At 43.1% G+C, this 14,637-nt stretch carries 15 protein-coding genes; 1 reads left to right on the top strand and 14 read right to left on the bottom strand.

Annotation, left to right across the window (positions count from 1 at the left end):
* The first annotated feature begins 244 nt into the window (after positions 1-244).
* A complete protein-coding gene (locus L2748_RS21325; RefSeq protein ID WP_220782973.1) occupies positions 245-859 on the top strand; it encodes a recombinase family protein in 615 nt (204 codons plus the stop codon).
* Positions 860-1,074: 215 nt separating this feature from the next.
* Here L2748_RS21325 and L2748_RS21320 read toward each other — a convergent pair whose 3' ends face one another.
* The 14 genes from L2748_RS21320 to L2748_RS21255 form a co-directional block, all read right to left on the bottom strand.
* The gene (locus L2748_RS21320; protein ID WP_246616257.1) at positions 1,075-1,191 is read right to left on the bottom strand and encodes an RHS repeat-associated core domain-containing protein; all 117 of its coding nucleotides are present in this window, start codon (positions 1,189-1,191) and stop codon (positions 1,075-1,077) included.
* A 35-nt stretch (positions 1,192-1,226) separates the two neighbouring features.
* The gene (locus L2748_RS21315; RefSeq protein ID WP_220782972.1) at positions 1,227-1,526 is read right to left on the bottom strand and encodes a hypothetical protein; all 300 of its coding nucleotides are present in this window, start codon (positions 1,524-1,526) and stop codon (positions 1,227-1,229) included.
* 1 nt (position 1,527) lies between these two features.
* The gene (locus tag L2748_RS21310; protein WP_220782971.1) at positions 1,528-9,540 is read right to left on the bottom strand and encodes an FG-GAP-like repeat-containing protein; all 8,013 of its coding nucleotides are present in this window, start codon (positions 9,538-9,540) and stop codon (positions 1,528-1,530) included.
* A 223-nt stretch (positions 9,541-9,763) separates the two neighbouring features.
* Positions 9,764-10,165, bottom strand: coding sequence for an META domain-containing protein (locus L2748_RS21305; RefSeq protein ID WP_220782970.1), 402 nt, complete (start codon positions 10,163-10,165; stop codon positions 9,764-9,766).
* A gap of 49 nt (positions 10,166-10,214) precedes the next feature.
* Positions 10,215-10,571, bottom strand: a complete 357-nt coding sequence (locus L2748_RS21300) for a hypothetical protein (protein ID WP_220782969.1) — start codon at positions 10,569-10,571, stop codon at positions 10,215-10,217.
* Positions 10,568-10,930: a hypothetical protein gene (locus L2748_RS21295; protein ID WP_248957739.1), complete on the bottom strand. Its 363-nt coding sequence runs from the start codon at positions 10,928-10,930 to the stop codon at positions 10,568-10,570. The genes L2748_RS21300 and L2748_RS21295 overlap by 4 nt, the downstream gene beginning before the upstream one ends.
* Before the next feature lie 49 nt (positions 10,931-10,979).
* Positions 10,980-11,171, bottom strand: coding sequence for a hypothetical protein (locus L2748_RS21290; RefSeq protein WP_220782967.1), 192 nt, complete (start codon positions 11,169-11,171; stop codon positions 10,980-10,982).
* Between the two features lie 18 nt (positions 11,172-11,189).
* Positions 11,190-11,570, bottom strand: a complete 381-nt coding sequence (locus tag L2748_RS21285; RefSeq protein WP_220782966.1) for a hypothetical protein — start codon at positions 11,568-11,570, stop codon at positions 11,190-11,192.
* 84 nt (positions 11,571-11,654) lie between these two features.
* Positions 11,655-12,305 carry an Abi family protein gene (locus L2748_RS21280; protein ID WP_220782965.1) on the bottom strand — a complete coding sequence of 217 codons (651 nt, stop codon included), beginning with the start codon at positions 12,303-12,305 and terminating at the stop codon, positions 11,655-11,657.
* Positions 12,306-12,547: 242 nt separating this feature from the next.
* Entirely contained in the window at positions 12,548-12,820 is a 273-nt protein-coding gene (locus L2748_RS21275) for a helix-turn-helix domain-containing protein (protein ID WP_220782964.1), read from the bottom strand.
* 64 nt (positions 12,821-12,884) lie between these two features.
* Complete coding sequence (locus L2748_RS21270) at positions 12,885-13,202, bottom strand: hypothetical protein (protein WP_220782963.1); 318 nt, start codon at positions 13,200-13,202, stop codon at positions 12,885-12,887.
* Between the two features lie 11 nt (positions 13,203-13,213).
* Positions 13,214-13,411, bottom strand: a complete 198-nt coding sequence (locus L2748_RS21265; protein WP_220782962.1) for a hypothetical protein — start codon at positions 13,409-13,411, stop codon at positions 13,214-13,216.
* The gene (locus L2748_RS21260) at positions 13,408-13,992 is read right to left on the bottom strand and encodes a hypothetical protein (protein WP_248957738.1); all 585 of its coding nucleotides are present in this window, start codon (positions 13,990-13,992) and stop codon (positions 13,408-13,410) included. Before L2748_RS21260 ends, L2748_RS21265 begins: the two co-directional genes overlap by 4 nt.
* Positions 13,993-14,305: 313 nt before the next feature.
* A complete protein-coding gene (locus L2748_RS21255) occupies positions 14,306-14,578 on the bottom strand; it encodes a hypothetical protein (protein ID WP_220782960.1) in 273 nt (90 codons plus the stop codon).
* Positions 14,579-14,637 lie beyond the last annotated feature (59 nt).

Genomic DNA, 14,637 nt, shown 5'->3' with positions numbered 1-14,637 from the left:
GGAAGGCTAAGTTTGCGGACAACCCGCTTACCTCAGATCTAATGCAGACTTATTAGAATCTGACAAGACCGTCCTATATTGATCGCTTACGTTTGTTCGATACAACAGTGTTAAATGCAATAGCATTGAACTATCAAAAGGGTACACTCATAAGATACTTGTAATTTTTAGCAAATAACACTATCACATAAGTGTAAAATCCATTTATGATAGCAATCTACCACTAACTTTAGGACCTAAAGATATGTCATTAGTTGGATATGCACGAGTTTCGAGTTTTGATCAGGATTTAACGATCCAACATCAAGCTTTGAAGTCTGCCGGATGTAAAAAAATATTTTCCGAAAAAGAAAGTGGCTCGCGACAAGAGGGGCGTATTCAGTTGGATGCTTGTCTGAATTATCTTCGAGAAGGTGACACTTTAATTGTCACAAGGATCGACCGACTTTCTCGAAGTCTCCGTGATCTCCAAAATATGGCTCACGAATTAAAAGAAGCCGGTATTGATTTAAAGGCCACAGAACAGCCAATTGATACGAGTAGTGCCGCAGGGAATGCTTTTTTTAGTATGCTTGGCGTGTTTGCAGAATTTGAAACGACTTTACGCAAAGAGCGGCAAATGGAAGGTATCGCCAAGGCCAAATCAGAAGGGAGATATAAAGGACGTCAACCAACGTCGAGGGCAAAGTCACATCAAGTGATCAGCTTGATAAAGGAAGGCTTTACTCGTCAAGCAGTAGCTGAAAAGTTAGATATTGGTATTGCCAGTGTTTATCGGATCCAGAAGGAATACCTTAAAAATAATCCAACCAGCTTATTACCAGGTTCTCGTTCGAGGACTCCCACCCTAAAATATTAGTGTGTTCTGTGCCCCCGAATAACACCCGGACACCAACCAACAGAAAAATTGGCCTCGTTGGGTGTCTTACTCAATGATGGGAAAAGTAGGTCCGAGGTGCAGAGCTTACTAAAATGCAGTCGTTCGACTATCGCGAAAGCTGCAAAATATATATCTTATACAAAAAAGGTCGCAACATATTGCGACCTTCTACTAATCATGTATAGCTCATCGGGTTATTCAGCACGTGCGTAAGCGTAACGGTTATAGTTCTGCAGATTATCCGTTTGCTGTATAAACGGGTCAGCTTGTAAAAAACGCCCAATATTGGCATCGTAAATCCGTCCATTCATATGGATAATATCTAAATAACTGACAGACTCATGCCCTAACCGAAACCTAAGTCCCACATTTCTTCTTGAGATAGAATCGTTCTATCAATTCCATTAAATATCAACCCCTTGGTAAACACTGTGTCAAGTAAATGTTTTTTAAAAGAAATTTCTACCACAAAAATAACCCCCTCTGACAAGGGTTCATCCCAGCTATTTTCTTTACATATTTTTCCTCCTATCTTTACCTCTTTATCTTTCACGCAAAGATAATTCAATTCACTTAAAGACCTTTGACTAGCACACTTTAATCTTTGATCTATATATGAGAATATTTCGCTTTCTAATATTTTCATTTCAACCACCATTTGGATGTGATCGTTGTATTTTTATTCCTGTCGGAACATGAGTTTTCTTATATCGATACATGAACTTATACTCATTAGAACCGTTTTTTCCACTCCAACCGAATCGATGTTTGCCTGTATTCCAAGAGCCATTTTTCCTTGTTTCAGTAAAAAGACGATGCCCTACTCGTGGGCTTGAAAGAGAGTTGTATAGTAGTTTAGCGCCTCCTCTATAGACCCCATATCCTCCGGCAAGAGTTGCGGCCCCCTCAAGCGCCATACCTCCAGACTCTTCCATAACGTTAACATATGTCCCAGAACCAAACTCACCATCGAGTAGTGCCCTCTCCTGTAAGCGCATCCAACCAGGCTCATAGGCATACAAATTCCCATTTTCAATATCAATGGCATTCTGGTTCATCGTTTCTTGCAACCACTTTTCGTCCGCTGCAGACCAATCTTTCACTTGATTTTCTCGGCCATTTACTGATGATTGGGACGTTGCATAATTTGATAACTCACCAACTATTTGCGCAAACGCAGCGCTTTTGGCTCCATTGGCAAACTTACCCCCTGTTACTTCAGATATCGTGCCCCCTATCGCCCCCCTTAGTACAATTCGACCTGCGGCATTATCAACCTGCCCAATTGCACCACCGGCCAACCCACTCACTCCTGCTGCAATAAAGCCATGACCAAAGTTCCCCCCAGTAACTTCGCTTGCGATACCGCCAACAAAGCCATTGGTTAACAAGGTTTCTAACACGCCAGAGTCAGCCATGCCAGCGGCAACTCCGGCTGTCACCGCACCAATCAGCGCCCCCCTAAAGATATTGCCACCATTAACCGCTGCACTTATCGCGCCCGAGGCGCCACCTATTGCCGCCCATATAGCCGGTCCGCAGGTTGTCGCGCAGAAATAGGAGGCTACCGCCACAACGATAATTCCCACGAAAGACTTTATTTCTTTCCATATCTTATCGAAAAAGAAACCACTGGGGTCGGTATAGCTCATCGGGTTATTCAGCACATAAGCGTAACGGTTATAGTTCTGCAGATTATCCGTTTGCTGTATAAACGGGTCAGCTTGTAAAAAACGCCCGATATTGGCATCGTAAATCCGTCCATTCATATGGATAATATCTAAATGACTGACAGACTCATGCCCGGTATAGCCTTGTCGCTCAGCTGGGGAGGCATAGCTGCCTAATAATGAATGTGTAAAGGCAGCGGTTTGCTTGCCCCAAGGGTCGTACGTTAACTGTTGCACCACAGTACCAAGGGCGTTCGTGATAGTTGTCGTCGAACCTTGATGGTCTTTGTGCAGATAATAGGTGTCACTTGAGTTATTGCTCCTTATCGTAATCACCGCGTTACCCACATACAGTTTCTGCTCTGTGAGGGCTGCTTTTCCGCCACCGGTTCGATTGACCTTTTCGTAATGTCCCCCGACATAGTAGGTCGTATAGTAAGTGTCAACGCCGGCTTCGATTTTGATGTCAGCACGCTTAAAGCGCGCTCGGTTGACGTCATATTCAAAGCGACTTGACTCACCTCCCTGGGTGATTGATTTCACTAAATCATAAGAGGTGTAATCAAATCGACGACTGCCATCTTGAGTAATATTACCGCGCGCATCGTACTGCATTTTGTAATGAGCATTAGTTAATCGCGTACATTGATTACCTTCGACGGTCCAGTTTGCAGGGCAAGATAATTGCGGAGGCGTTCGAAGCGTATTAACACACTGCTCCCCTTGCAGCGACCAATCTTTTGGACAAGTCAGCCTGCTTAGTGTTTGCGCTTGTTCGGTTAAGGTACGGTGGCACTGCGTTCCAGACTTATTCCAACCACTCTCACACTGATAGGTACGAGTTGCACTCCTGGTTTCTGTTTTTAAACATTTGCTCCCAGATACAGACCAGCCACTGGCACACGAATACACCATTTTACTGGTTGCCGTTTGTGTTAACCGCCGTAAACAGTTTTCACCTTGTAACCCCCACCCAGTAGGACACCACCTTAAGCGTACAGCATTCTTACTTTCAGCCTTACTGCAATTAGTTCCTGAACGAACATATCCTGCAGGGCAAGAATAGGTCGTCGTTTTTGTCGCGTTTTGCGTTAATAACTTCGAACAACTTGAGCCCGATAAGTTGTACCCCGATGCACAGTAATAGTTGAATGAAGCACTACGCGGATGGTCAGTGCGAGTACAGGTCGAACCAGATAATGTCCAATCTTGATACTCTCCATTTTGATAAATTAAGGGGCAGAACTTTTTTTGATGACTGCTTGCCGGTTGTGACTTGGTACATTTTGAGCCCGATACTGTCCAGCCAGTACTACATACATACTGAGTCGTCGAGCCTCTATCACGCTCATGTAAACACTCCCACATCCTTTTGCCACCGCCCATCGGTTCGCCACCTTTACAGGTCGAATTAGGTTTGCTTGATGTGACAACGGTCACCCATTTATAACACTTACCTGACGATGCATTCCATCGATAACCCGATGGGCAACTCGCAGGCACCGTTGTTGCGGTGGCAGATTTGGTTTGGGTACATGTTTTTCCTGAGCGAGTATAACCACTTGGACAGGTATAAAGTGTTTGATTTGAAGCCGCTTTGGTTTGTAAGCATTTTTGGCCACTAAGTTGATAACCAGATGAACAGTAATAGCGCTTACTCGCTGGTGTGGTCAGTGTTTTACGACAACTGGTTCCAGATAAACCATAACCTGTAGGGCATGAATAACTATTATGCACCTTCGCAACTTGTGATAGTGTTCTTTGACAGGTTGTGCCTGACAAACTCCAACCGTTGTCACAATGATACTTTGACTGAGATTGTTGAGACTCGTGTTTCTCACAAATAGAGCCGTTATATCTGTACCCAGTAGGACACGAGTATACTCTTTCTCCGGTAGCGTTTTTCGTTACTATTCTCGAACAAGTGGTCCCATTTAGGGTCCAACCACTCGGACAAGTATCTATCACTTGTGCGGGTTTCGAGGCGGCCTTACTGCACGTTTCACCGTTCAAGGTGTAACCCGCAGGGCAACTTAAGTAATCCTGACTTTTAGCTGGCTGGCGAACAGTCTGTTCACATTGTGTTTTTGCCGCATTCAGTTGAGAACCTGCTGGGCAAGACTTTGACGCCGCAATCGACTCTTTTTGATTACAATCTTCACCATTACAAATGTCTAATAATCGATAGGGGTTTGCATCATCATACTTGTAATGCCCTGTATCACTCTTCTCAATGATATTGCCCCAATCATCATAACGCGTACTCAGTGTTTGTTTAAAGTAAGCAGGCAGTGTACTGCCACCGCTCTGAACCGTAATGGTACGGTCATATAAACGATACAAGTCATCATAATTATAGTTTTCAGCAAACACTGCGGGAGCCGCACTGAGCTGATGTTCACGCCACGTCAGATTGCCTAAATCATCAAACCGATAACTTAAATTATGGAGTGTACCGCCCTTTTCCAGACTGATATTATCAATCCACCCCGTGTCAGCTTGATAAGAGGTGTTTTCTTGTGCGCCATTACCATAATCGACCTGAGTGATTTGTCCTCTCGCATTCTTCTCTTCAATAGTTTGATATGCAAGTCCTGTGGTTTGATTTCTCCGTTGATATAGATAACCCGCTTCGTTATATCGATTTTCAACCGTCAGTAAGTTATTTGGGTACTGCAGGTTTTTTATTCGGCCCAAGTTGTCATAGCTGAACGCGGTAGAGTAAACCGTGTTATCAATTTTTGTCGCCGTTATTGTCAAGCGTCCATGAGCATCATAACCAAAGGTCTTTTGTTGGTGATAACCGCTGGCATTACAGTCATTCTCAAGGCGGTTGTAAAGCCGCTCGGTTATCAGCATACCTGCAGTCTTATTGGATTTATTACCATAAAGCCAACAAGCGGTGCCCTCGGGTTCTTGTCGTTTAACTTTGCGGCCCAACATATCATATTGCAATTGCGTCACTTGCCCACTGGCATTCGTTTGCGACAGCAACTCACCAAAAGCGTTATAACTGTATTGCCAAGCGCCTTTATCTAAGTCGTCTGACTTGATTTTCCGGCCATAATTATCGTATTCAAGCTCGGTGCGTAATACCGTTCGCCCGCCATTAGACTGCACGTAACTGCGGAGTAAATTGCCTTTTGCGTCATATTCAAAGGTTAACTCGTTGTACAAATCATCGGTGACCTTCGCTTGCTCACCGAACGCATTCATTTTTTTGACCGTTTGCTTACCGTTGCTATCCTCAAATAAAGTTTCTAACCCTTGATAGTAACGAGTGTTAGTACTGCCATTCGGCATTCTCTCACCAATAACACGATTAAAGTCATCGTATAGTACTTCACTATAATATTGGCCAATCGCCGCGAAATGTGGCTCATATTGGCGAGTTACCCGTCCCATCGCATCATAGGTTTTCGCGGTAACAATCCATTGACCATCAAAGCCTTTTATTTTCGTGCCGATTTCTCTACCGTATTTGTCCGACACTAACTGCTCACTCGGCGTGCCTGCTTTTGTTTTGCTGGTGAGCAAGTGACCGTTAGCGAAAGGAGCGCAATCTACTTGGCCACATAACTCATAGCGATAGTGCGTTTGCGTAAGGTCTGGATTGGTTTCTGTTACTACCCGACCCCAACTATCAAAAGCTTTAATTATTTTTCGGCCATTCGCATCAATCACTGCCGCTTGATTTATCCGCCCAGTAACCTGACTCGCGGCTTGTTGATTGTATTGACTTAAGGCGACGTCACCGAGACCATTGGTTGTGCTATGCACGAATCGTCCACGAGGGTCATAGCTTGTACGAGTTGTTCGGGTTTGCGAAGTATTACCGGCGGCGTCGACCCCACCCGTAATATCGACTTGAATCGTATTACCGTACTTATCATAGCGTTTTGTGGTGGCAAGCTTATAACGAGGGTCTTCAGGTGCAAGCACCGATGTGTGCAATAAACCATTAGGGTAATAGGTGAACTGACTGGCTTGAGTCACCGTTGAGCCCACTCCGTCACCATAACGACTTGCTTCAACGACGGTTCGACTTAATCGCCCTTTTGCAGCGCCGCCTCCTTCACCTTCAAACACATTGGTGGTAACCACTAGGCTTGAAGCCGAGAAGTCCGTCATGTCGGTTTGTTCTACACGACTTTCAACTAAATTACTCCATTCGTCATACTGGTGCTCTGTTTGAGTTTTAACTAATGCCCTCGCAACGCTATCACTGCCATATTGACGCGTGGTTTCTGTTACCGTCATTGCGGTACGGCGATAACTGTCAGCGGTTTCATCACTCCCTACCTCAACAAAGGTGTAGTGATTTAAGGACTCAGATAAAGCGGTGTTATTGATGTATTGCCGCGTTGCTAATGGCAACCCTGTTCGAGGGAACAGTTGCTCATAGACAGTATCCGTCACAACATTGGATTGTTCGTCAATGGTTCTGAGCAGCTCAAAGCCTTGAAAACCCCGACCTAAGCGATTAACGAGCAATCCGCCGTATTCATAACGCACCCCGACATAAGTACTTGGCCCAGTGGATGTGTTAACTCGCTTAACAACTTGTAACGCTGGGATAGTCGAGAAGTTTTTCGACGGTTCAAGATTGCTCGACACTTGCGTTTTATACACGTTTTCTGCGTCCTTACGTGTCAGGTACTCGTAAGTGATATCGGTACTAACACCAAAACCATCTGTGATCCGATTTATGGTGTGGTTAAAACGAGGTTGAGTCGGTTGATGTAATCGCCATTGGTTATTTTGCACATAATAGAGACTAAGGCGCCCTTCGCCATTAACATCGGCAAAGCGGACTGTTTCCCCTAATGTTCCAACAAATGGAAAACTCCCGCGTTCTTCCCAGTTAACAGCATCATCGCTTGAACCGGGTGTTGAAATAAACACCCGCATTTCCGTTAACGATGGACGCAACATATCACTACGTCCATCACCGTTTAAATCAAGGAAAAAGGTGCCTTTATCTAATGTGTCATTTGCAGCCAGTGGGGCATTTTCCTCTCCTAACCCCGTTTCTCTTAAAAAACGCACACCATCTGAAAGGCGTTGATACCATGCGTTATCACGAACATAGGCAATATCTGTCAGTCCGTCGCCATTGAGATCTGCGACACGCAAATGTTCGACATCTTCAGTTCCTGGAATGATTTGTCGGGGAGAAAAATTGTTTCCCGTAGAAACAAACAAACGCCAACCACTTGTTCCGTTACTCCGCCAAGTTCCTAACAAGTCGCTGACACACTCGCGATATGATACGTTAGGAATAACGCCTGATGACGTCAGGCAATCACCAAGATCATTTCGTACTTTTAACAGTAAATCGGTTAATCCATCACCATTCACATCAACAGCCGCACTGGTTTTAAAACTCGGTGCACTGTTAATAATACTCGACTCAAAAAATGCCTTTTCCTCTAAACTAAATGAATAAAGGATTTTTGCACTATCCAATGTGCCCCCAAGGTTTCGATACCATTGCAGCATACCGTCTTTTAAAAAAACAATATCTTCGAGTGCATCACCATTAACATCCGCAACTAACGCATTGCCTTCAAATCCCAACGCTAAACGATTGAGGTCGGTTAAGGTATAAGCGACTTCCCTATCAATATCCTCACATAATTGAGTTCCTCCACCATTAGGCTCGCACGAGGTACTTGTTTGCGTCGACGGTTTAAAGCTAATGACTTTCCAATTACTGGTTTCGTTCGCTGCAATCAATAAATCACGCTGTCCATCCCCATCAAAATCAATACTTTGTGCAAAGTGCGCTTTTCCAGTACCAAAGGTTGTTAGGCGTTCTTCTTCACCATTGGAAAGCGTCCGTTTATACCAGGCTCCGTTGCGCACATAAATCAAATCACTATAACCGTCCCCATCCATATCAAAGGTCTGAGCGGTTCGGTATTCGCCTATCGGCGTGGATAACGCATTGCTGCTAGTGACAAAGGGATTAAAATTACGGGCATCAAAAGATCGACGAGTCCAATCAAATGACACCGCAGTGGTACAATCTCGGCGATCAACATCGATACAAGCTTGAACACTGTCAAGAAAATTTAGGTTTTCAGGTTTACTGGACGTACTGTAATCAAGGAAATAGGTGCGTTGATGCTGGTTATCAAGCGTGATCTCTATATGGCTTAACAACTTAGAGACGCTAACAGCCTCCCCATAAACATAACCACTTTTCGGGTGAGGATTGGCAGTATAATGAAACTTAACTTGAGTGTATGGCAGTTCGCCATCACGGTGTCCAGCATAATCGATGCTTGTTAAGACTTGTTCAGTATCACTCTTTTGATAATGGTAACTGATATAGTTACCCAAACTATCCTCTATCGCTTTCAGTGCCCAAAGACGTGTAACCGGTCCCGTTTGAGTATCAACAGAGATGGCGGCATCCTCTTCACTATTGTTACCGTCAATGTCATTGAATTGCAGATTACTGAGTGATGAAAGATCGCCAAAATAGTGGATTTCCCCCGCTTTGGTTTCGAGTTTAAATGCTGCTGGGCCACCGCCAGATTGCTGGCCTAACGCCGTCACCACTGACGCATCATCAAGCTCTTTTATATATTGGGAATTATTTTCGCCATACTGACCAGAAATAAGCACTAGTCGCTGACCATCAAGACAGAATTTATCTTCACGGGTTAAATCAACACCACGTAATTGGCCATCTTGTGCAAAAGACTGTGGGCAACGTGCAATGACAGAACTGGCCGACAAACTCCAGCCCATACCTAAATAACCATCGCTGCTTGTAGAAGAGTAATTAAGGGCAATTTCAGGAGCGAGTCCACCGCGTGCTGCTGGGACTTCGATAGGAAGGGTATAAGTGGCCGCCCCTTGTTGACTCACCTTAAATTGACCCGTCAACGGAACCGTTTGATTTGCGAAAACCCCCGTAAACACGCTGCAAAAACAAGCGAACATAGATATGAAACGTAATGATTTTATGTATTGCATGTGAACAGCATCCTTGTGATAACAACAGCATTGCAAATAGTTGTTATCACGAAACTATTCAGCACAACTAATAAATAGTTGTGAATGTTATAAATACATGATTTAGATCAAATTAAATTTGCAATACATGTTATTCACACCCAATAACCAAGGGGGGCACTGTCGAATAGCTATAAAAAAGGTCGCAATATGCGACCTTCTACTAATCAATTAATTTAATGCATTACCGTTTATTTAGTACAAATACCGCCTTTCCCGTAACATCGCGCAATTCAAGTTGACCCATATTCATTTCACCTACTGCAATAAGTGGCATCGCTCTATCGATTGAATTGGCTTGACGCATCAATAACTCAGGACACATCATTCTAGTGCTACCTTTGGCGGTTAACTTAATCTCATTCCCTTCAACGCCATACTGACCAAAGAAGTTATTACAGCTGTTATTCCCCGCTACCCGTCCATCAACGGTAAACTTTAGGTTAGCTGGACTGTCGACGACAGGTGTTCCCATCACAGATTCAATCTGCCAATCGCCGATAATTGCGGTCTCTAAGTTCTCACTAGACAAACTCTGACATCCAGATAAGAGTAATATCGTGCTCGCAAGCATTAATGTTTTCATTGTTATCTCTTCATACTAGTTAGCGTAGACTTTAGCGCTAATCAAATAGTTAAAATTTTTCTATGTTTACGACCTTTGATACGTTCATTAATGCATCATAGGCCGAAGGGATTTCACCGTCATTGATTGTTGGGCGGCCTTCATCAATCCCATAAAACTCAATGTGCACACTAGGATATGGATTATCCCCGTTGGCCACAATAATAGTATTCGTCAACATTTGTTGAACTTCATCGAGCGCTTGGTTCTCGGCATATAGCCAATACTCTTTCGCCTCGTCATCAGGCGAAAATACACTGACTTCAAAGCCGTAGGTGTAAACACCTTTATATAACACTGGCTCTTTAGCGTTTTCCGTACACCCAAATAACACCAGGACACCAACCAGCAGAAAAAGTGGTTTCATTGTTCAGCCCCCGATTTAAACAAATCCATTAATTCTCGAGCTATTATATCTGCTTGACATCTAACAGCATCAGAAACGGGCTGATCTGCCAAATCACCAATATGGTAAGGATATGGCGTACTCAATAGTCTACGAGATTGAATGGTATCGGTAATATCAGGCTTAGCGGTACATTCAGGGCAAAGAACGACACCACAATCGGAATAAGCGTGTAATGGTACAACAGTATCTCTGCGGCGCAACAAACAATACTTAATACAACACTCGGGATAGCCGCAAAGCAAGCCAATTGTAGCATGAGCGATAATCTCACTCTTACTCATAAACTCCCCAAATAGTGTACTTTTTATGTCTGTCATATTTTTCCCATCAGAATTAATTGAATTTTTCAAAAAAACTACTCTTTCATCACTCTTCGCAAAGGCTTTTAAGATCAATTATGGAAGTTGGACTATTGTTAAGTCGCAAGAACTTATTTTCGACTCTTTGAGTGGCTACCAACTCTGAAACTCCTTTTTTCATAAAGAAACAAATGGCTTCTCTTTTCAGTTTTTCAGCTGGTTCTAATGCTGGATTTGCTAACAGATTTAATGTGTTCATCCTGTTTCCCATCATTGATTAATCCAATTTTTGATAATGTTTTCTTTTTTCAAGTAAAAGGTCGTACTCGCTAGATCGCAAATCTAAGTCATAAATCCTATCCGGCCAAATTTCTTTTAATTTGGCCCAAAAACCAAGACCATTCATAATTACATGTACTGGCTGTATTGTTTCAGATGAGTTTCTTACCAACCAATCGATCATAGCAGTACCATATTTAACCCCGACAGTCGAAGCCTCAATATGATGAACCAACAAGAGATTATCTTCGTTCCACAACTCTGTTTTAACGGAGCCTAAAAATTCTAGCTTGGAATAAAAACGATAATTCATTATTAATCCTTTGTGATCAAGATCATAACCTACAACATCTTCTGAAACACGCTCTACCGTAGGCATTGATACTTGTGCCTTTTTGTTAAATAAATTAAACACTGATGCCAATTTTTTTCAGTATTTTCATGTTTTTCCTATGCTAACTTCTTAAATTATTGGAGAGCTTAATAGCGGTGTTATACGCTCGATTTTGTCTAACCATCTCTTTGTATCTTGGCATCGCCACTGAATAGCTTCTGTTATCAACGGATAAGCTTGTTGTAGGGTTGTCTGTTTAAAGATAGGTTCGTGATGAGCTATTCGGTTACGCAGTTTTCTAATTTTGAAGCACCCATCTTTCAAACTACTTCTTACTTGTTGCGGAGTAATGCCGTCGGCATACGGAAAGACCTGGTGTATAAATGGTGCCCATATACGTAAATCATTTGCCTGTCTTAACATATTTTCAAACCAAAATGGTCTTAATTCAGGCAGAACTTTACCTATGCTTTGATAATTAATGACTTCATCTAAGCCTAGCAGCTCACTTTTTTGCCAAGCAGGTAGAGAATTCTGGAAGGTAACGTTTATAGGCCAATCTGCTCCATACCTAAGACTGATAGCCTCACTTATCGCATTTCGCAGAGTAAACTCGTATATATGGATGGCCACCAAGAAGTGTGCAGACAAATCAGCATTCCACTCATAAAGAGATATAGATGTTTTCAGGCAATCCTGACCATGTGCTGCTCTAATTGCATTTCGATATGTTGACAACCTACTAACTGATAGCGTTTGTTCTATTGCTTGATACGGCATAACGACCTTTATTGCTCATAATTATTGTTGACCAACTCGTCATTTGGCACTAGTATGGTTATTGAGAGCTTTGGCACATCACTACTTAGGTAGCCCACCAAAGACATAAGATAAAGATTAAGCCCACGACTTTTGTTGTGGGTTTTTTCGTTTATATCATCCACTTTCTCTTCTTGTACACTTCTCAAGCCTGTTCTGTTTTTTCATTTTTCTTTTAATAAGCCATTCTGTAATAGGTTTAGTCATGACATCTTGAGCTTGCTAGCCTTCTCCCGCCCCGAGTCGGTTAATCTAAACGAAAGTGTTAACGACTTAAGATTGCGATGCATGTGAACCAAGCCGTGTTCGTTAAGCTTATGACAAGAAACTCTAAAGTTTGTCCCAAACACCTCTGTGTTGCGACTTTGATTAACCATCATTAAAATATCGGTCGCCGCAATAGGCTTTACCACGCCACGAAGTTCTAGCTGGTACAGCACAAATAAGATATCTTTCTGAACTGAGGATATTCTCATCACCCCCCTTAATCATGTGTGATATGAATAAGGTATCATCTCTCTTCTGCAGAATACATCCGGTTTACAAGTATTTTAGAGGGGGACGTTCAATAAGAATGCGCTCTCGTTGCCGTTCATTAAACACCTGCAGCATAAGACTGGCAACGCGACTGGCTTTAAACGCTTGCTTATCGTGATAACCGGGGCACCAATAATTGCGCGTATCCGTAGTATTCTTAGTGCCTAATCCTTTACAGGTGACACATTGCCCACTGACAGCATAGCGACTTGGGGTTTCCTTATTGCAACCATCACAGCGGTGGTAAGACGTATACGTTCGTTGTTTTTTACGCTCAGCGGCGAAACATTCCGCTTCAATCGATAACCGTTCTTGAGTCATATCAGTTCTAATTAGTAATACACATCCAGTACCCAGCTGACCAGGGCGGATTTTGTTGTTATGGGCTTAGAGGCAAACTCCATCACCTCTTTGCCTTCAAATCGGCCAGTGATGAGCGCGCTCCCTTTTTCAACCGTCCAGTAATGACTACTTTGCTTCGCTTTAAATTGACCATCTTGTTCTGTTAGCTGAAAATCTCTTGAATTCAATGTAAATCCTTATGGGTTTGTAATGGTTTATCATTGCCCTGGCAGTGTTCCAGGTCCAACTTAATTAATCGGATATTCATGATATCCGGGTGTTCGTAATACACATCCCCTTTCGCCGGTGCAATCTGTAATGTTAGATGTTTAGCTATATTATCGTCATCAGAGTCGGGTGCCCCAATTAACCATATTGGGTATGTGCTCACAAAGGCTTCTAATTCGAACTTGTTAGCCATTTCATGAAGCTCTCTCGCCGTATTGATTTCAGTAACAAAAATTAATCTCGCAATGATTTCATTACATTGAGAGCAAGGGAATAATTGACTCTCAATAGCTTGAACACCTTCCGGTAAGTGTTCCGGTCGCACTGCAGAGCGCTGCGGCGAGTGCAACGCATTATCCATGATTAATGCATCTGTCATCTGCTGCGCAATAAAAGCGATAACGGCTTTATTATCGGCAGTATCGATAGTCAAATAAGGTTGGAGTTGCGTATCACCATGAGTGGTTTCACTCAATGTTACGCCCCCAATCTCCCCCATGTTGATATGTGAGATAACATAGGTCTTGTCTTGCCGGCTCACAGTTATACCAGGAGGAAGGGATAATTTTTTAGCGCTTGTCATATGTCACTCACTCGATACAGCTAAAGCGGAAAGACGGGCTTGGGGTCTACTGCCATTTGTAGCGGTAACCGTTTTATTATCAGCGATAGTACAACATATTGATTGAATTTAAAAAGCGGCTTGGCAGGGTGAAAGATAACAACGCTCATCGCGCTGCTTTCAGGCGTCACGCTTCGCTTCCATTAAACCCTTGGTTTAATCAAAGAGCGTAATGAATTCCCCTTGCTGAGGTATGTAGGGTGTCGCTACATCTATTTTAATAATGAGGTTTCTAACTCCCCCGCTTTGCACGTGATTGGGCGAACCTGGCACGACGTTTATAGTTGTCTTCATCGTATTGCACCAGGCATTTTTTTACTTCACCGGCTTCCAATTGAGCTTTGTTTTTAATGAAGAACAACGGGGATGTCATCGCCTCAAGCCTTGAGACCACTTGAGCAGCCGCGACAGCATCAAGGCCCCAAGGTTGAAACTTTAACGCCTTACCTCGAATAACGGCGGCAAGTTTACGTTGTCCTTCTGTACCACTCTTAAAATTTGTCATAACACCCTTATCTTGTTAACTATCCCAATCAAAGCCACTGGCCAATGCCTCGGTTCGAT

Origin of the sequence: Shewanella sairae (genome assembly GCF_023283535.1) — a bacterium.
Classification (GTDB): Bacteria; Pseudomonadota; Gammaproteobacteria; order Enterobacterales; family Shewanellaceae; genus Shewanella; species Shewanella sairae.
Note: the sequence above shows the minus strand (reverse complement) of the source record. Positions and strands in the feature narration are given on the sequence as shown.

Excerpts from the sequence above, each read along its gene's own strand:
- L2748_RS21280 (WP_220782965.1), bottom strand. The coding sequence starts at position 12,305 with ATGCCGTATCAAGCAATAGAACAAACGCTATCAGTTAGTAGGTTGTCA.
- L2748_RS21310 (WP_220782971.1), bottom strand. The coding sequence starts at position 9,540 with ATGCAATACATAAAATCATTACGTTTCATATCTATGTTCGCTTGTTTT.
- L2748_RS21270 (WP_220782963.1), bottom strand. The coding sequence starts at position 13,202 with ATGACTCAAGAACGGTTATCGATTGAAGCGGAATGTTTCGCCGCTGAG.
- L2748_RS21290 (WP_220782967.1), bottom strand. The coding sequence starts at position 11,171 with ATGAACACATTAAATCTGTTAGCAAATCCAGCATTAGAACCAGCTGAA.
- L2748_RS21295 (WP_248957739.1), bottom strand. The coding sequence starts at position 10,930 with ATGACAGACATAAAAAGTACACTATTTGGGGAGTTTATGAGTAAGAGT.
- L2748_RS21320 (WP_246616257.1), bottom strand. The coding sequence starts at position 1,191 with ATGAATGGACGGATTTACGATGCCAATATTGGGCGTTTTTTACAAGCT.
- L2748_RS21325 (WP_220782973.1), top strand. The coding sequence starts at position 245 with ATGTCATTAGTTGGATATGCACGAGTTTCGAGTTTTGATCAGGATTTA.
- L2748_RS21300 (WP_220782969.1), bottom strand. The coding sequence starts at position 10,571 with ATGAAACCACTTTTTCTGCTGGTTGGTGTCCTGGTGTTATTTGGGTGT.
- L2748_RS21275 (WP_220782964.1), bottom strand. The coding sequence starts at position 12,820 with ATGAGAATATCCTCAGTTCAGAAAGATATCTTATTTGTGCTGTACCAG.
- L2748_RS21305 (WP_220782970.1), bottom strand. The coding sequence starts at position 10,165 with ATGAAAACATTAATGCTTGCGAGCACGATATTACTCTTATCTGGATGT.
- L2748_RS21255 (WP_220782960.1), bottom strand. The coding sequence starts at position 14,578 with ATGACAAATTTTAAGAGTGGTACAGAAGGACAACGTAAACTTGCCGCC.
- L2748_RS21285 (WP_220782966.1), bottom strand. The coding sequence starts at position 11,570 with ATGCCTACGGTAGAGCGTGTTTCAGAAGATGTTGTAGGTTATGATCTT.
- L2748_RS21315 (WP_220782972.1), bottom strand. The coding sequence starts at position 1,526 with ATGAAAATATTAGAAAGCGAAATATTCTCATATATAGATCAAAGATTA.